This is a genomic window from Carboxylicivirga linearis (assembly GCF_018271995.1).
Taxonomy (GTDB): domain Bacteria; phylum Bacteroidota; class Bacteroidia; order Bacteroidales; family Marinilabiliaceae; genus Carboxylicivirga; species Carboxylicivirga linearis.
On record NZ_JAGUCO010000026.1, the window covers coordinates 1 to 16,816 of the forward strand.

A 16,816-nucleotide genomic window follows, 5' to 3' on the forward strand; every position below is an offset into this window, starting at 1 on the left:
TTCCGAACAGAGAAGTTAAGCCCGGCAGCGCCGATGGTACTGCGTAGAAGTGGGAGAGTAGGTCGCCGCCCTTTTTTTAAGAAACCCGTTGTTCAGTTATGAGCAACGGGTTTTTTTGTGGTTTAATTGTTCTTATTTGTAAGAGATCTAAATAAAGTTTATTTTCGAACAAAATTTATCACTATGCATATAACCGGAGAAATGAAGATGGTTGATGTTGTTCAAAAAGACATTCAACTGTTAGCTGTAATTCAACGATTAAATATTCCTTTGGGATTTCGTGAGAAATCTGTAAAAGAAGTATGTCAAGAACAAGAGGTAGATTTGCAGTTCTTTTTAAGCCTGGCTAATGCTTTTCATGATAAGGAGTATTTTAAAGTAGAATACTTTAAAGATTTTCCCGTTACCTGGTTGATTAATTACCTTAAAAGTGCTCATAAATGCTATATTGAATACCGTATTCCTGAAATAGAACGACAAATCATTAATCTGGAAAAGCAAGTTGATGCTAAAGAAAAAAATATGGGTTTATTGCTCAAATTCTTTAGAGATTATATCAGGGAATTTACCTCGCATATTGAGCAGGAAGAAGCCAATGTTTTTCCGTATATTATTGAATTAGCAGATAGAATAAAAGATCTTGAAAACGGAAAGATTGATAGCTTGGGTGAAGATGAATTTTCGATAACTGGTTACCTGGACGATCACAATAATATTGAAGAAACATTATTTGATTTAAAAAACATTCTTCTTAAGTTTTTACCCCCACCAGTTGAAAATTGTGAATACAACAATCTTATTTACGATATATTCAGGCTTGAGAGTGATTTACTTGATCATGCAGATATGGAAGAAGGAGTTTTGTTTCCGCGAGTTCATGAGATGGAATACAGGTTAAATGAAGCTATAAAAAAACAGGGTTAAAGCTATGGTAAATGTTTTAATAATTGATCCGTCTTACATTGTAGCATCAGGCTTAGCATCACTGTTAAATCAATTAAAAGAAGTACATCAAGTTAAAATAACTGATAATGGTATAGATTGTTTGCATATTATTCAACAACTTGAAGCAGATATTATTTTTATTAATACCGCAGTACTAACATCAGAACAGTATAACGAATTCAAGCAGCTTATTAGTAAAGATATTTTGGTTAGTTATTTATTGTACTCGGCATTACCGGATGATGTTTCGGGTAATCAGTTTTCTATTGTGCAATCAAAAGCATCAATGGTTGATAAACTGCAGGAAATGGTTCTGGAAGTAACCAAAAATAAATCAGAAGAGGATCAAACTGAGGAATTAAGCCCTAGAGAGAAATCTATTTTAAAATGTGTTGCATTAGGATTAACTAATAAGGAAATAGGGGAAAGGGAATATATTAGTACTCATACAGTCATTTCACATCGTAAAAATATTACTCGGAAATTAGGAATAAAAACGGTTTCAGGTTTGACAGTTTACGCTATTATTAATAACATTATACAAATGAATGATATAAAGTAGTTGAGTTATTACTTAAGCCTATGAAGTTTGGACAAGCCAGTTGTTTTTATCCTCGTTTGTTTGCCTACAGCGTTGATCTTGTTATTGCTGTTGGTTTAAGTTTGTTTCCTCGAATTGGGTGGATCTTCGGACTAATTTATTTTTTATTTAAGGATGCAATGCCTTTTATAAAAGGGCAAAGTTATGGCAGACGAATATTTAAAATCAGATTAGTTCGGTTACCTCATAACGAATCAATGGAGCAGCATCCTGAGAAATCATTAATACGCAATATTATCTTACTGATACCCTTATTAAACCTATACGAAATTTACCTTTTTTTCTTCAAGGATTATCGCCTTGGAGAGAAATGGTCTGAAACAACTGTTATTTCGTCATCTGATCAAGAACCATGATATAGGGGAAAATCGATATAAAACGTTGTTCCTATATTGGGTGTTGTTTCAAACCATATATCACCACCACTGTTTTTAATAATGTTTTTAACAATTGATAAACCTAATCCCATTCCCGATGATTTAGTGGTAAAATTAGGCATAAAGATCTTCTTCTTGGTTTCTTTATCCATTCCTCTTCCATTATCAGAAAAGCTAAGATGAACATTGGGGCTTTGTTTAGAAATGGTAATATTAATATTTCCTTTCTTATCTTTTGGAATGGCCTGAACAGCATTTTTTAACAGGTTATTAAACACACTCTTTAATTGATCGCTATCTGCAAAAATGGTTAATTCTTTCTCATCAACATGAAGCTGAAAATGAATGTCTTTTTCAGTTTTCTCGAATAACGAAAGTGCGTTTTCAAGTTTCTCAACAATATTCACTTTTTGGCGGTTGGCTTGTGGCATTTTAGCAAAATTCGAAAACTCATTGGCAATGACATGTAACTGGTCTATTTGCTCTATTAAGGTTTTAGATACCCGATGAAGGTATGATTCAAAATCTTGCTGTTCGTCCCATGCACGAAGTAAATATTGAACACTTAATTTCATAGGGGTTAAGGGATTCTTAATTTCATGCGCAATTTGCTTAGCCATTTCTCGCCATGCCGATTCACGCTCCGACTTGGCAAGTTTTTCGGCACTGGCCGATAACTCATCCACCATTCGGTTATATTCCTTAACCAGGCTTCCTATCTCATCTTTTCCTTTATATCCAATTTTTTTATTCTGTTGTCCTAGTTTTATTTGTGCTAATCTATCCTGAATAAGAATTAATGGATGGGTAATTCTTCTTGAAATAACTACAGCAAGTCCAATGGCAAATAGTACAAACAATAAGTAGGCATTTACTACTGCCACAACCAATGATGATATTTCTGTTTTTAACTCATTATTTCCAACAAAATAGGGTAAGTTAAGGTAAGCCAGTATTTTATTTTCATAATTGTAAATTGGGATGTATGCTGATGTATATGACAATGAACCAATGGTTTCTTCATGAATGTATTCGGAATAGTTTTCAACCGAGAGCTTTTTATAAGCTTGTGTATTCATCATGGTACCTGTTAATCCTTTTTGGTATAACTCTGGTCGTGAGGTGGCGAGTAACTGGCCATCGATTTGATAAAGGTTTATGTCGCTATAAAAAACATTTGAAAATTTTTGAAGTAGATATTGAAGGTAATCTACTATTTCATCATTTAATTCAGGTTCACTAACTATTTTTTGCTCCATTTCCTGCAATACAGATCGTATTCGTTGCGATAACATCTGATTATTTTTTTGCTTAAACTGGTATACAGAATAATAGACAGAGCTGACTCCCATAATAACCAAAATCATTACCACAAGACTAACGAATGTAATTTGAATACGTTCTTGAATGGAGAAAGAGAAGCGGTACTTGTTATTTTTCAGTTTTGAGAACAGAAGTATGGCTGATGCCAATAAAAAGAATAGAATGAAAAAAGTGGAAAATGCCATAATAATATGGAATTTTCGTACCTGTATTCGACTTAAAACGATCGTGGTATTTTTATTTGGGCTGTATACTAAATGTGACATTTTATCCTCATTGGCAAATATTTTTTCACCTACATTGGCAGAGTAACGATTGTTTTTAGAAGGATAATTAAAACTTCCACTTTGTTTTACCAGTTTATTGTCAATGTAATTGGCATAAGAGTAATTTTTTAGGTTACTTAGATTTATTTGCTCCTGTTCTGTTGTTAATAGTTCAGGATAACCTAATCCTGAAAAGGCAGGTTTTGAATTTATCTCAAAAAACAAAGTTGTTTCATACGAAGGGTCATCCTTAAAAAAACAAACTTTGCCAAAATAAGATATTTGACCGTTGTCGTTATCTAAAAAATAGAATAGCTTACTACTTGGTATCTGTTGTCCAAATTCAAGAACTACATCGTCGAAATAAGAATAACAGTTGGTTGTTTCGTTATTGTGTTCCATTATCAGGTCTACTCCTGGCCAACATGTAGTAACTTGAATTTCATATCTTTGCCAATAGCCATAGAAATAGTTTTTTCTAAGATGATCGTAAATTAAATCTTCATTAATATTATTCTTATATAATAATTCCTTTAATTGATCATCTTTAAAGAGTCTCGATTCAATCTCGGATAAATACATTTCCGCAACCGGATCAGCTTCCCGAAGTAATTGAAAGGAAAGATTCTCAATTAATAATTCTCTGTTTTTGGCTTCTTTCTTAATATTGAATTGATAAAGTTGAAAAATATTAAAAGCTGAAACCAGAAAAATTAAGAAAATAAAAGTACCATAGCTTAGCTTGTTTTTTGTCTTACGTTTAGCTGTAAATAATATTCCTCCTATAAGTAAGAAAAATGCCAGACTACTTGGGTGTATATCATAGTGAATTATATCGCTTAATAACCAAAATACAAGGTAACTAAAACAACTAATCAGGAAGAAACCGACGTAAGATAAATTTGTTTTGTAATTAGATATTAATTTTTCAAATACAAAAGCAAAAGCCAGAAATAATTGTGCAAGAATCAATAACTTAAAAACAAAAACTTCATTTAAATCCTCAATATTGAAAAAGATGGATGCTTGAGATGAGTTACGAACAAGCATGTAAATTAAATCATTAATAAAGAGGAAATAGCTTAAAGTAAAGAAGACGCTTAAAAAGGTATTGAAATAATAAGCTTTGCGATTGCTATGTAATTTATCAAGGGCTCTTGGCTTTTTAAAATATTTATAAAACCAGAAACTCCAATATAATATTAATATTCCAAACACTTCGAGACTGGCAAGAGAAGGAAGCCATTCTGATACGGCAAAGGTAGCAGGTGAGAAGAAGGTGGTATAATAAAATGCTTCAGGTATTGAATAATTTATAAATAATAGATAAATCAGGAAAAGGTATATAATGGCAGGAATAAATAAATAATTACTGTTTTTTGAATTACCAAATCTTTTGAAAAAGCGATCAGCACCGACTAGTAGAAGTATTATTGAAATTATATTTATCAAGAATAGGAAGATGCTGATTTTGGGTATGTGATTGTCTTTTGCATCAAAAAACAAGGAGAAAAGAAAATTTCCTTCTTTATCTGTTATGTTAAAATGATGATTTTCTGATTGATTTAAAGAGATGTTTGGCCGAGAATTGAGAGTGCTATAATTAGAGAAGTTATTTGATAAAAACCTATTCTGATAACTGTATTCTTTTTTTATCCGATTAAAAGCTATCCATACATTATCACCCACTTTAAGACTGGAAGTAATGTACCATCCATTTGTAAATTTTCGAATGCTGATACTACTCGATTCAGTATAATATTCATCTAATGGAATAATAGAAGAAGACCAGGCTACAGGAATAGAATCACGAAATAGGTAATAAATATTATCCGTTTTGGATAGCGAATCCATAAGATCCCAAAGATGACTTACGTTTGTAATATCTTCTTTTGATAAAGTGTTCAGGTTTTTTTCAAGCGATTCTTGCGTTTGCAAAATAAGCTTCTGAACAGATTGAATATCTTCGGTATGAGAATATTCCTCATCAAAATAAATTTCAACCACTTTACCCATTGTAAACAGCAAAATAGCTAATATAAAATAGGTGATGATCTGGGGTTTGTGTTTCGCCATATAGCTTTAATCAATCTGGATTTAAGTCAATATTTTTATATCTGTATGTTTAAAGATATGCAAAAACTGTGCTATTTATAAAACAATTACTTTATTGATGATGATAGGGCTCATTTTTTTGTATGGTCATTGCCCGGTAAATTTGTTCAACAAAAAATAACCTAACCATTTGATGAGAAAAGGTCATACGAGAAAGGCTTATTTTTTGGTTCGCTTTTTTATAAACTTCATCAGAAAAACCATAAGGACCACCAATAACAAAAACAATACGTTTAAATCCGGCTATCATCTTCTTTTCAATAAAACCAGCAAAGCCTACAGAGTTAAATTCTTTCCCATTTTCATCCAGTAAAACCAAATGATCGCCAGGCTGTAACTGAGATAGGATTTGATCTCCTTCTAATTTTTTTTGTTGGTCTTCGCTTAAGTTTTTTGTTTTTTTGATGTCGGGTATAGTAGTCATTTTAAAGGAAATATAATGTTTTAAGCGTTTTAAATACTTATCAATTCCTTCTAATAAATACTTCTCATCGGTCTTACCTATCATAACTAAATCTATTTTCATACGTATGTAGTGTTAACAGTCAATTAAAAATAAAACGATTAAAAATTGATGGTTAGTAATGCTATTTGAATACTTTTGTTGCTAAAGTTAGTGAGTGTTCGTAAAAAACAATTGGATGATTTTGAATTAGCAAGAAAAAAGTTAGAAAAGGGCGTGATTTTTGATTGTTAGAACACAAACCAAATATCATAATTATGAAGTTTCTTACTTATCTGGTTCTTATTATTACGGCAATGGCAATGAGTATTCCAACCAATGCTCAAAACGACAATGCTATTTCAACAAGTGTTATTAATGCCATTAAAAAGGGAGATTCTGAAGCCTTATCTCAAAACTTTTATGGAAATATTGAAATTGTATTACCATCTAAAACAGGTGTGTATAGCAAAAAACAGGCTGAAATGGTATTGAAGGATTTTTTTAATCAGTATCCGGTAGATAGTTTTAAAATTATTCATAAAGGTAAAAAAGAAAATGCTTCGTTCGCCATCGGTAATTATGATTCATCCAAGAGTCATTTTCGATTCACTTTTCTTACTAAAATGCAGAACTCTAAATTATTGATTCACCAACTTAGAATTGAGAAACAAGATGAATAATGAATTAATTGACACCTTTATAAACCTTGCTATTAAGGAAGATATTGGTGATGGTGATCATTCCTCTCGTTCTTGTATTCCGCAAGACGCAACAGGGAAGATGAAGTTATTGGTTAAGGAAGAAGGTATTTTAGCCGGATGCGAAATCGGTATTAAAATATTTAATAAGGTAGATCCAGCCATTAAAGTTGAGAAATTTATTAACGACGGATCTGAAATAAAAGTCGGTGATGTTGTTTTGCATGCAGAAGGTAGGGTATGGTCGTTACTACAGGCAGAGCGATTAGTCCTGAATGTAATGCAGCGAATGAGTGGAATTGCAACCCGTACCAATGAATACGTTATACGTTTAGAAGGTACGTCAACACGGGTTTTGGATACGCGAAAAACAACACCTGGCATGCGTATTCTTGAAAAAGAAGCCGTTAAAATTGGAGGGGGAGTAAACCATCGAATGGGACTCTATGATATGGTGATGTTAAAAGATAATCACATTGATTTTGCCGGAGGAATTGAAAAAGCCGTAGCTGCCGTTAAAAACTATTTGAAAGAGAATAATAAGGATATTAAAATAGAGGTAGAAGTGCGCAATTTTGATGAATTAAATGAGGTACTAAGAGTTGGAGGTATTCATCGAATTATGCTTGATAACTTTTCAACAGATGACACAAGAAAGGCTGTTGAACTGATTGATGGACGTTTTGAAACAGAATCTTCTGGTGGCATTACTATTGATACTTTGCGCGATTATGCCGAATGTGGGGTTGATTATATCTCGGTGGGTGCATTAACGCATCATATCAAAAGCCTTGATTTAAGCCTGAAGGCTTTTTAAGATAAAATTTTAATAAAATATAGAATGGGGCTTATCAGGCCCCATTTTTATTCTGCAATATTCTATTAAATAAATTTATCTGAAGTAGATATCTGTAAGGCACGATTGTTTCTTTTGCTTTTCTATTAATTGACGAACTAGAAGGTTTTTACTGACTTTTCTACCCAAACTGACAAAATCAATTTCTGCAACTAATTGTTCCTTCTCTTTTTGATTGAAGTTTAATGCTGGAGTTGAAACATTACCTTTCGCATCAGTTACTTGTATTTCATTTATTATATATCCAGCAGAATAGATAAATTTAACGGGAATTCCTTCAGCTTTTCTATTACTCCATAGAACCTCTATTGTAGCTTTATCAGAAGGGATGGTAGTCCCGGTTTTACCTATAATTTCTTTTTTAGAGCAACTTACATTAAGCTGCTTGATAATGTTTAAAATGCTACTTCTTGAAGTTTCAAATAAATCAATTTTTTCGTCATTCACAGTTTTTGAGGTTTCTTCATTCAGATAGCCACTCAATGCATCAATTGCAGAAGCATATAGTTGAAGAGATTGAATCAGATTCATCTGAGCCTTTTGTTCCTGTGCCTGATTTATTTTTAACCAGGCAAATTCAATGGCTTTGTTTTTACGTTCCGCTTTTAATGTATAAAAATCCTGTTTCGATAATTGATAAAAGGTATAGTACGTTGAAAGATCTTCCCAACTATCAACAAATTCATATCCTTCTAAAAACTCATTAGAAGTTGCATTAATTCTACTTTGAATGTATTCATATACCCCTTTATTGTCTTCAGTCTTTATTAAGTTGGTCTCACTCTTAATTCTTGTACTTATTTGTTGAGCCAAATCAGCCAGAGCTTTTTCCTTAGATCTGTTTTGATAATATTGTTCTCCACCAACTTTAGATGAAATTCCAATACCATAAAAGTAGTTATTGGAGACGGGTCTGGATTTAAGCCAGGTGGGTTTTGACATTTCAAGCAATTCAGCTTGTTTCTTCTTTGATTGACATGATGTAATTAGTGTCAAAATTAAGATGATGTATGCAACTCTAATCATTGTGTTTAAGAGGGTGTTAGTTTTCAGGTTTGTAATTTATGAGATCATCGGTTATTTGAGTAGCGCAATTAGCATAGGCTTCCTTCTCCAGGTCGTAAGTTGATTTTAAGGTTTGCTTATTTTTAAACAAACTATGTAATTTAGCTATGGACGATTCGTCGTCATATATTTTGTCATCGTCGGAATCTGTTGATGCAGATTTCCAGTATCCTGGCACTAATTTTTTGAAATCACCATCAAATTTGGCATAATGAATTTCATCTGACAGATTAGCAGAAAAGGTGTTTGATACTCCTAACTCATCCTTATCAATGCGAGTTAAGGAATAATTCACCTCCATCAGTAATGAGCTTGTCTGCTTGTATTCGTAATATCTTACTTTTTCGTATACAACCTTTTTCTCCTTCTGGTTAGTTGAAGCATTGGTTACTTCAATAGTCTTTTTTAAATAACCTTTTTTCTCAACTTTTGATAGTCGGCTTTGTCTTTTACTTAGTCGGGTCATATCAGTTTGAAGAATACTTTTTGCTTCAAATCGATGCCCCCATTTTTTTGCAAGTTGGATGGCCATATTAGCATCCTTTATTTGATCCCAGTCTTTTATAGTCTGAATTGATTTTGAATCAATCACCTGATAGAATGGGGATGATATGCTTTGGATACCATTAAAAACAGATTGTATACATTTTGTAGCATTTGTCTGATAACTTCGGGAGCGCATCTGCATGGGTAGGATAGCAATGGTTAACCGGGCATTGTCTAAAGCCGCTTGCTGTAATTCAATGCTATTTTTATATCCTTTGGTACCCTTGTTAATAATATCAAAGTCGAAGTACGAACTTCTGAAAAGTTGGGTATTATATAGTTTGTTGGCTCTTCGATAGATGGGTTCGTATTTTGAAACAATCCATTGACTTTTGGCATCTTTATAATTGGCATCGATTGAAAGAATCTCGTTAAATTGACTTTCGGATTGAGCGAATTCTTCTAGACTCAAGGCTTGACGGGCTGATTGGTAAAGCTCGCCAAGGTATTTATCTTTAACCTCTTCGAAATAGGTAAGTTGCTCTTCCTGACCAATAAGTTTTATGCCAAGCACTGATACTTTATTAAAATACTTGTCTGCATCTAAATAGGCATAAACAGCATCTTTAGTATTGCCGTTAGTATACTGCGTTTTAAATAATTTTATTTTGTCTTCATAAACTAACTGTCCAGTTCTCTGCAGTCCCAATTTAGCATCAATATTGTTTTGGTTGGCTGCTAAGGATTGGTAATATAATTGTGCAGCATCCATGTATAAACCGGCATCATCAAATTTTGTGGCTTTATTTACAAGGCGTTTACTTTTACATGATGAAAAAGCAATAACGCTCATTAATAAAATGATAAAGTGTATTTTCCCCATTATTTTTTTCTTAGATAGTCTGTTCAACGATAATTAAGAAAAAGTGTTCCATTTTTCGTCCTATTAAATTAGATTTGTGTACTATCAAACTTCATTTTATGTTGAAAAATTGGATAATACCATGGATAAAGAAGTTTCAATTACGAATAAGTAATTATGGATTATTTGCCGTAATACTATTTACGCTTTTTATTCTTCCATTTATTACTAATCTTTTTACGAGTGAAATATTTGATATTTGTCTGGTTGTTATCATCACAATTTCAGTATATGCCACCAGTGAAAACAAAAGTATAATTGTTATTTTTCAGGTAATTATCATTCTGGCCGTAATAGGGGGATCAAGGTTGTTGAACCTTACGGTATTATACAATATATCCAGATTGTTACTTGTTTTTTTCTTTTTGAATAGAGTATTTCGATTTATTGGTCAGGTATCGAAAAAAAAAGATATTAGTTTACTAACCATTATTGAGGCTATTAATGGTTATTTATTACTTGGAATAGCCTTTGGATCACTGATAGAATTTACCTTGTTAATACAGACCGGAGCGTTTAATTTCACTAGTGCTGAATTACATTTTTATGATCCGTTTTACTATTCCTTTGTAACCATGTCGACCCTTGGATATGGTGATTTACTTCCTCAAATTCCACAAGCAAAAGCAATAGCCATATTTGTAACTCTTTGTGGTCAGATTTATCTGGTTACCATTATGGCATTTCTAATTGGAAGATTACTTTCATTAGGCGATAAATCTGATTCTTAAATCATCATGGATATATTTTCGCCGTCAGTAGTTTGGTATTCTTTCATTAAGTTTGCTGTTAGGCAAGAATGAATCGGCAATATGGCTATAAGATCTCCAATTTGAACTTCTTTCAAGATATGATCCTCCACTTTTATAATACCATGCTCCTGTGATACTTTTACAACGGTTCCTATTTTCTTATTAACATCCCACTTGTTTCCGTTTAGTTTTACTGCTATTCCGTAATAAGTATTTCCATCTTTATCTTTTAATGAGTCTTTAGAAAGATGAACAGCACCTCCATGTACAATTATTTCATTTCTTTTAGGATGCTTTGCTACCACCGGAACGGCCAGTGCCACTGCAATGTCTTCTAGTTTACAAGAACCAATAGAGTGTTGTGTTAAATCATAGAAAACAAAGTTTCCCGGACGTAATTCATGATAGTCAGAAAAATCATTCAGGATAGAACAGGAAGGGGTATCTCCAAATGAAATCTCCGCCAGCGGAAATTCAGATGCCATAAACGTCTTTAATGCCAATAACTGTTCTTTAGCAAGCTTATTAATCTTTTCAATTTCGGCAATTGAAGAAGTGTTGTAGGTATGTCCTGCATGACATAAATAACCTATAAATATTAGATTTTTACTATTTTTTAGTCGTTTAAGCAAGTTGAGAATAGTCTCAAAATCATCCGCATTTATTCCTGTTCTGCCATATCCGGTATCAACTTTAATGTACACACCAACAGGAGATGTTAGTTTTGATTCAAGAAAAAGAATGCTTTCAATAGATTCAACAACAATATTAACATTGATTGAATTTGCAAGTGTGTTAATTTCTTTCCACTCCAATATGTTAGCCGGAAATGCAATGGTTATATCTTTCCATCCATGGTTTGCAAAATACTCGGCCATTTTAACAGATGATACTGTAATGCATTCAACACCATATTCCTTAAACCATTCAGCAACTTTGGCAGATTGATGTGTTTTAAAATGAGGGCGTAAGAGTACATTATTCTCTTTTGCTTTTATAACCATTCGGTTAATATTGGTTATGCATTTTTTTTTATCTATTAATAATTTCGGACGAGTAAGCATTGTATTAAATTTTGTGTAAAGATAGCGAATGCAATAAAGAACAATTATTTTTAGGCATGAAGATGTTTTATTTTACTCTAAGGAAAGTAATGCTTAATGCTATTTACACTTATTATAAGTTAAGTAATAAAAAAGCAAAAAAAGTATTGGTAAAAAATGAACTGAGTTATTTTAATCATTTGAATACGAGCCTTCCGGTTAGGATTTTTACTCCTTTAAATTCATCTAAGAATGCAATGGGAAATTTAAGTGTGATGGTTGGAAGATATCAGGAAAAAGATTTTCAGTATTGCTTACTTTATGATTTGTATGTAAAAAGTATATATCGTAAGCGTCATATTGCAAAGAAGGTTGTTCTATCGGCTATAAAATTCGTTCAAAGAGAAAAATTTGCAAATGTTATTGCCATAATAAAGTTAGCCAATACCCCTTCAATAAATCTTTTTCTTAAAATGGGCTTTCAATTGGTAAATAATGAAGAACTCTACGACTACGAAAAGAAGGAAATAGAATTTTATAAAGAGCCTGTTGTTGTAGCCCGATATGAGATAAATAAACAATAAAAAAGCCGGAATTTATTAAAACCGGCTCTTCTTTTATATGTTGTAAATTGTTATCTAACAATAGTTTGTTCTCTATCCGGACCAACAGATACAATCTTAATTGGTACTTCCAGTCTTTCTTCTAAGTAGGCAATGTAATCCGAAAGTTCTTTAGGGAAGTCTGCTTCTGATTTAATACCAGTTAAATCAGTTTTCCAGCCTGGCAACTCATCGTACACCATTTCAACTTTTTCAGGCAATTCAAATGGGAATTCTTCAGTTACTTCTCCGTTGATTTTATATCCGGTACCCACTTTGATAGTATCAAAACAGCTTAGAACATCACCTTTCATCATTATTAGCTGAGTAACGCCGTTGATCATAACTGCGTATTTTAAGGCAACCAAATCAATCCATCCGCATCTACGAGGACGACCTGTAGTAGAACCAAATTCATTACCTGCTTTACGCATTTCATCGCCATCTGCATCAAATAATTCGGTTGGAAATGGACCACTGCCAACGCGAGTACAATAGGCTTTGAAAATTCCAAACACTTCACCTATTTTATTAGGAGCAACACCCATACCGGTACAAGCTCCAGCACAAATCGTATTAGATGAAGTTACAAATGGATACGATCCAAAATCAATATCTAAAAGCGTTCCTTGAGCTCCTTCTGCAAGAATGCTTTTACCTTCTTTTATATATTTGTTAATCTCGTGTTCGCTATCGATAAGCTTACAGCTTCTAAGTAATTCTATACCTTCAGCTAATCCTTTTTCAAATTCTTCAACATTATATTCAAAGTCGTACATGCTAAGCATTTTAATATGCTTATCCTTTAATGCAGCATACTTCTCTTCAAAATTAAGAAGAACATCTCCCACTCTTAACCCATTTCTACCCGTTTTATCCATGTAAGTTGGACCAATACCTTTTAGAGTAGAGCCAATTTTGGTTTTTCCTTTTGATGCTTCAGAAGCAGCATCTAAGATGCGGTGAGTAGGAAGAATTAAATGAGCTTTCTTTGAAATATACAAGTTGTCAGTGATATCGTAGCCTTTTTCTTTCAATGAATCAATCTCGCTTTTGAAAGTAATAGGATCTAAAACTACACCATTTCCGATGATATTAACTTTACTGGAATGAAATATTCCTGATGGGATATTGTGTAAAACATGTTTGAAGTTATCAAATTCAAGTGTGTGACCTGCATTTGGCCCTCCCTGAAAACGAGTGATGACATCGTATTTAGGAGTTAGTACATCTACTACTTTTCCTTTTCCTTCGTCTCCCCATTGAAGTCCCAGTAATACATCAACCTTCATTTCTTGTGCTTTTTAGTCATTGGCCATCAGGCCATTAGTTTAGTAACTACGATAAGTTATTTTTAAGGTAGTTTCTTTTTTGTATACGTATAAACAATAAAAAATCGGACTCCCGGTTCACCCGAAATTCCGATTGGTAAAATTAAGGATAATCCCTTAAAAGCTATCCTTTTTTATGTCTTATTTTTTATAAAAGTTCGTTTAAGCTTTATCTTTTGATTCAGCGCAACTTTTGCAAGTACCATATACATATAAAGAGTGATGTGATACGGTAAACTCATTAAAACCCGCAGCATTATTTAATACATTCTGAATGGTTGGATCACAAAACTCAATTACCTTACCGCATTTGGTGCAGATTAAATGATCGTGTTGCTTTGATTCAAAAGCTTTTTCGAATTGAGCAATATTTTTTCCAAATTGATGTTTGATGACTAATTTACAGTCAAGCAATAAATCAATGGTATTATATAACGTAGCCCTACTTACCCTGTAATTTTTATTTTTCATAAAAATGTACAACGACTCGATATCGAAGTGCCCCTCTCGACTATAGATTTCATCAAGTATTGCGTATCTTTCAGGTGTTTTTCTATGTCCGTTTCGCTGAAGGTATTCAGTAAAAATTTGCTTTACTACATCCTTGCTTTCTACATTATTCATATGCAGTCTCAATTAAAATAGTGCCTAAAAATAGACAAAAACTAATTAAATTGAAACTCTTGTTTAGATTAAATAAATTTTAGGTTTTAATTCTTTCCTGTCGCGAAACGTTATGAATTCCCTTAATCTTCATGAGGTTAAGTATGAGATTGTTTAAATCTTCGGTGTTATGAATGTATAAATAAATGCTTCCTTCAAAAATTCCATCGTGACTTTCGATGTTGATGGAACGCATATTAACGTTTTGATCTTCGGAAATTACACGAGTAATTTTATTTACAATTCCAATTTTATCAATTCCAGATAGGTTAATTAAAGCCAGATAGGATAGTATTTTGTGAGATTCCCATTGGGCAGAAACAATTCTGTCGCCTTGGCTAGACATCAGTTTTATTGCGACAGGGCACTTACGGCTATGCAAAATAATTTTTTCATCTTCGTCTACATAGGCAAGAATATCATCTCCTGGGATAGGATTACAACACTCTGAAATCTTAAATTGATCCTTTTCATCCGCATCGGAGAGGACTAGCTGCTTTTTCTTTGGTACTACTTCTGGTTCTTGCTGCTCTTCCTCTTTATTTCCTCCTTTACCAAAAGATAGTTTCCAGTATTTAATCCATTTATTGCTCGATTTAGTACTAAGTACCTTGTGCAGATTATCAAGCTTAAGCGTACCTCTACCTATTTGAAAATATAATTCATCACGCTTCGAAACATTATGGTGATTCATAATCTTACGAAGGATACGAGCATTGATAGTAAGTTTTTTCTTATTAAGGGCTTTTTCTAAAACTTCTTCACCCTTGACTATTAGCTCTTTTCTTTCTTCTTTAAAAGCATCTTTAATTCGGGCTTTGGCTCTTGCAGTAGTAACAAAATTAAGCCAATCGTACTTAGGTTGTTGTTTTTCTGAAGTAATAATTTCAACCTGATCGCCACTTTTTAGTTGATGACTTAGAGGAACCAGTTTAAAGTTTACTTTAGCTCCAATACACTTATATCCAATGTCGGTGTGAATGTCAAATGCAAAATCGAGGGCTGTGGCTCCCGTCGGTAAAACTTTAACCTCTCCTTTGGGCGTGAAAATCATCATCTCCGACGAGAAAAGATTGAGTTTAAAATCATCTAAAAACTCAAGGGAATCAGTATCCTGGTTATCTAAAAGCTCTTTTACCATATTTAGCCAGCGATCCAATTCTGATTCTTTTTCTTCTTGTGCCTTATATTTCCAATGTGCTGCAAATCCACGTTCGGCAATTTCATCCATACGTGTAGTGCGGATTTGTATCTCAACCCACTTTCCATTGGGTCCCATTACAGTGCTGTGTAATGCCTCGTAACCGTTAGCCTTTGGAGTTGAAACCCAATCGCGCAAACGGTCCGGTTTGGGTTTGTAAATGTCGGTAATCATTGAATAGATCGCCCAACATTGGGTTTTCTCCGGCAATAAACTTTTGGGTTTGAAAATTACCCTAATTGCCAGTATATCATATATCTCTTCGAAAGGAACATCTTTTTTCTGCATCTTATTCCAGATGGAATAGATGGATTTATGCCGGCCAAATACTTCAAATTCATAGCCTTCTGCACTTAGACGTTGTTCTATCGGAGATTTGAATTCCTTGATAAATTCAACATGCTTGGCTTCACTTTCCTTAACTTTTAGACTAATCTCCTCATAAATTTTAGGAAGTTCATACTTCAGACTCAAGTCTTCCAGTTCCGATTTAATGGCATATAAACCTAAACGATGAGCAAGAGGAGCATAGAAATAAATTGTTTCACCGGCAATTTTTAATCGCTTGCGTTCGGGCATTGACTTTAGTGTGCGCATGTTATGCAAGCGGTCGGCCAGTTTAATAAGGATGACGCGCACATCTTCTACCATGGTAAGCAGAAGCTTTTTAAAATTTTCAGCCTGTAAAGAAGCACTTTGATCGAAAACGCCTTCCAATTTAGTTAGACCAGAAACAATGGAAGCAATTTTTTCTCCAAACATGTTTTGAAGATCCTCAACAGTATAATCGGTATCTTCAACCACATCGTGTAATAGGGAAGCGATAATACCTTTTGAACCCAGGCCAATTTCTTCTGATGCAATACGAGCAACTTCGAGGGGATGAAGAATATAAGGTTCTCCTGACTTGCGGCGCATTCCTTTATGTGCGTGATGTGCCAGTTCAAAAGCTTTGGTTATTAGCTTTTTGCTCTCTTCAGTCTGGCATCGCGGACAACCTGCTAATAATGCTTCAAACTGATCTCGGATCATTTTTTCTTCTTCCCGTTCTGTCATTCAGTAGTCTTGTTTAAAGCGAACTAAAATACTTATTTCCAATCATTCAAACAATGCCTAAAAAACATT

15 protein-coding genes and 1 rRNA gene are annotated in these 16,816 nt (G+C 33.3%); 8 read left to right on the forward strand and 8 right to left on the reverse strand.

The genetic code is table 11. The features are described 5' to 3' along the window. The 4 genes from rrf to KEM10_RS20110 all read left to right on the forward strand — a co-directional run. A 5S ribosomal RNA gene (gene rrf / locus KEM10_RS25170) occupies positions 1-74 on the forward strand; the annotation flags it as partial. 109 nt (positions 75-183) lie between these two features. Then, entirely contained in the window at positions 184-924 is a 741-nt protein-coding gene (locus tag KEM10_RS20100) for a hemerythrin domain-containing protein (protein WP_212218762.1), read from the forward strand. A 4-nt stretch (positions 925-928) separates the two neighbouring features. Next, positions 929-1,507, forward strand: coding sequence for a response regulator transcription factor (locus KEM10_RS20105; RefSeq protein WP_212218764.1), 579 nt, complete (start codon positions 929-931; stop codon positions 1,505-1,507). Between the two features lie 20 nt (positions 1,508-1,527). Further along, positions 1,528-1,902: an RDD family protein gene (locus KEM10_RS20110; protein WP_212218766.1), complete on the forward strand. Its 375-nt coding sequence runs from the start codon at positions 1,528-1,530 to the stop codon at positions 1,900-1,902. Here KEM10_RS20110 and KEM10_RS20115 read toward each other — a convergent pair. Next, a complete protein-coding gene (locus KEM10_RS20115; protein ID WP_212218770.1) occupies positions 1,890-5,588 on the reverse strand; it encodes an ATP-binding protein in 3,699 nt (1,232 codons plus the stop codon). The two genes, KEM10_RS20110 and KEM10_RS20115, sit on opposite strands and share 13 nt — an antisense overlap. Positions 5,589-5,679: 91 nt before the next feature. Next, positions 5,680-6,153, reverse strand: a complete 474-nt coding sequence (rlmH, locus tag KEM10_RS20120) for a 23S rRNA (pseudouridine(1915)-N(3))-methyltransferase RlmH (protein ID WP_212218773.1) — start codon at positions 6,151-6,153, stop codon at positions 5,680-5,682. Positions 6,154-6,347: 194 nt separating this feature from the next. Here rlmH and KEM10_RS20125 point away from each other — a divergent pair, with 194 nt between their 5' ends. After that, a complete protein-coding gene (locus tag KEM10_RS20125; RefSeq protein ID WP_212218777.1) occupies positions 6,348-6,752 on the forward strand; it encodes a DUF4783 domain-containing protein in 405 nt (134 codons plus the stop codon). Continuing rightward, positions 6,745-7,587, forward strand: coding sequence for a carboxylating nicotinate-nucleotide diphosphorylase (gene nadC, locus KEM10_RS20130; protein ID WP_212218780.1), 843 nt, complete (start codon positions 6,745-6,747; stop codon positions 7,585-7,587). The genes KEM10_RS20125 and nadC overlap by 8 nt, the downstream gene beginning before the upstream one ends. Before the next feature lie 75 nt (positions 7,588-7,662). Here nadC and KEM10_RS20135 read toward each other — a convergent pair whose 3' ends face one another. Together KEM10_RS20135 and KEM10_RS20140 are read right to left on the reverse strand one after the other, a co-directional pair. Further along, positions 7,663-8,652, reverse strand: coding sequence for an LPP20 family lipoprotein (locus tag KEM10_RS20135; RefSeq protein ID WP_212218784.1), 990 nt, complete (start codon positions 8,650-8,652; stop codon positions 7,663-7,665). Between the two features lie 16 nt (positions 8,653-8,668). Continuing rightward, a complete protein-coding gene (locus KEM10_RS20140; protein ID WP_212218787.1) occupies positions 8,669-10,060 on the reverse strand; it encodes a hypothetical protein in 1,392 nt (463 codons plus the stop codon). A 98-nt stretch (positions 10,061-10,158) separates the two neighbouring features. Here KEM10_RS20140 and KEM10_RS20145 point away from each other — a divergent pair, with 98 nt between their 5' ends. Then, on the forward strand, positions 10,159-10,830 hold the full coding sequence (locus tag KEM10_RS20145; protein ID WP_212218790.1) for a potassium channel family protein: 672 nt from the start codon (positions 10,159-10,161) through the stop codon (positions 10,828-10,830). Here the strand turns inward: KEM10_RS20145 and KEM10_RS20150 are convergent. After that, complete coding sequence (locus tag KEM10_RS20150; protein WP_262897944.1) at positions 10,827-11,915, reverse strand: alanine racemase; 1,089 nt, start codon at positions 11,913-11,915, stop codon at positions 10,827-10,829. The genes KEM10_RS20145 and KEM10_RS20150 overlap by 4 nt on opposite strands. A gap of 56 nt (positions 11,916-11,971) precedes the next feature. On the opposite strand from KEM10_RS20150, the gene KEM10_RS20155 reads away from it, so the two are divergent. Further along, entirely contained in the window at positions 11,972-12,478 is a 507-nt protein-coding gene (locus KEM10_RS20155; RefSeq protein WP_212218796.1) for a GNAT family N-acetyltransferase, read from the forward strand. 50 nt (positions 12,479-12,528) lie between these two features. On the opposite strand, the gene KEM10_RS20160 is transcribed toward KEM10_RS20155, so the two are convergent. The 3 genes from KEM10_RS20160 to KEM10_RS20170 all read right to left on the reverse strand — a co-directional run bounded on the left by KEM10_RS20160 (position 12,529) and on the right by KEM10_RS20170 (position 16,747). Continuing rightward, entirely contained in the window at positions 12,529-13,788 is a 1,260-nt protein-coding gene (locus KEM10_RS20160) for an adenylosuccinate synthase (RefSeq protein ID WP_212218799.1), read from the reverse strand. A 201-nt stretch (positions 13,789-13,989) separates the two neighbouring features. Continuing rightward, entirely contained in the window at positions 13,990-14,451 is a 462-nt protein-coding gene (locus KEM10_RS20165) for a Fur family transcriptional regulator (RefSeq protein WP_212218802.1), read from the reverse strand. A 79-nt stretch (positions 14,452-14,530) separates the two neighbouring features. After that, positions 14,531-16,747, reverse strand: coding sequence for a RelA/SpoT family protein (locus KEM10_RS20170; protein ID WP_212218805.1), 2,217 nt, complete (start codon positions 16,745-16,747; stop codon positions 14,531-14,533). Positions 16,748-16,816: the final 69 nt, after the last annotated feature.

Coding starts and splice junctions, on each gene's coding strand:
- KEM10_RS20100 (WP_212218762.1), top strand. CDS start 184: ATGCATATAACCGGAGAAATGAAGATGGTTGATGTTGTTCAAAAAGAC.
- KEM10_RS20105 (WP_212218764.1), top strand. CDS start 929: ATGGTAAATGTTTTAATAATTGATCCGTCTTACATTGTAGCATCAGGC.
- KEM10_RS20110 (WP_212218766.1), top strand. CDS start 1,528: ATGAAGTTTGGACAAGCCAGTTGTTTTTATCCTCGTTTGTTTGCCTAC.
- KEM10_RS20115 (WP_212218770.1), bottom strand. CDS start 5,588: ATGGCGAAACACAAACCCCAGATCATCACCTATTTTATATTAGCTATT.
- rlmH (WP_212218773.1), bottom strand. CDS start 6,153: ATGAAAATAGATTTAGTTATGATAGGTAAGACCGATGAGAAGTATTTA.
- KEM10_RS20125 (WP_212218777.1), top strand. CDS start 6,348: ATGAAGTTTCTTACTTATCTGGTTCTTATTATTACGGCAATGGCAATG.
- nadC (WP_212218780.1), top strand. CDS start 6,745: ATGAATAATGAATTAATTGACACCTTTATAAACCTTGCTATTAAGGAA.
- KEM10_RS20135 (WP_212218784.1), bottom strand. CDS start 8,652: ATGATTAGAGTTGCATACATCATCTTAATTTTGACACTAATTACATCA.
- KEM10_RS20140 (WP_212218787.1), bottom strand. CDS start 10,060: ATGGGGAAAATACACTTTATCATTTTATTAATGAGCGTTATTGCTTTT.
- KEM10_RS20145 (WP_212218790.1), top strand. CDS start 10,159: ATGTTGAAAAATTGGATAATACCATGGATAAAGAAGTTTCAATTACGA.
- KEM10_RS20150 (WP_262897944.1), bottom strand. CDS start 11,915: ATGCTTACTCGTCCGAAATTATTAATAGATAAAAAAAAATGCATAACC.
- KEM10_RS20155 (WP_212218796.1), top strand. CDS start 11,972: ATGAAGATGTTTTATTTTACTCTAAGGAAAGTAATGCTTAATGCTATT.
- KEM10_RS20160 (WP_212218799.1), bottom strand. CDS start 13,788: ATGAAGGTTGATGTATTACTGGGACTTCAATGGGGAGACGAAGGAAAA.
- KEM10_RS20165 (WP_212218802.1), bottom strand. CDS start 14,451: ATGAATAATGTAGAAAGCAAGGATGTAGTAAAGCAAATTTTTACTGAA.
- KEM10_RS20170 (WP_212218805.1), bottom strand. CDS start 16,747: ATGACAGAACGGGAAGAAGAAAAAATGATCCGAGATCAGTTTGAAGCA.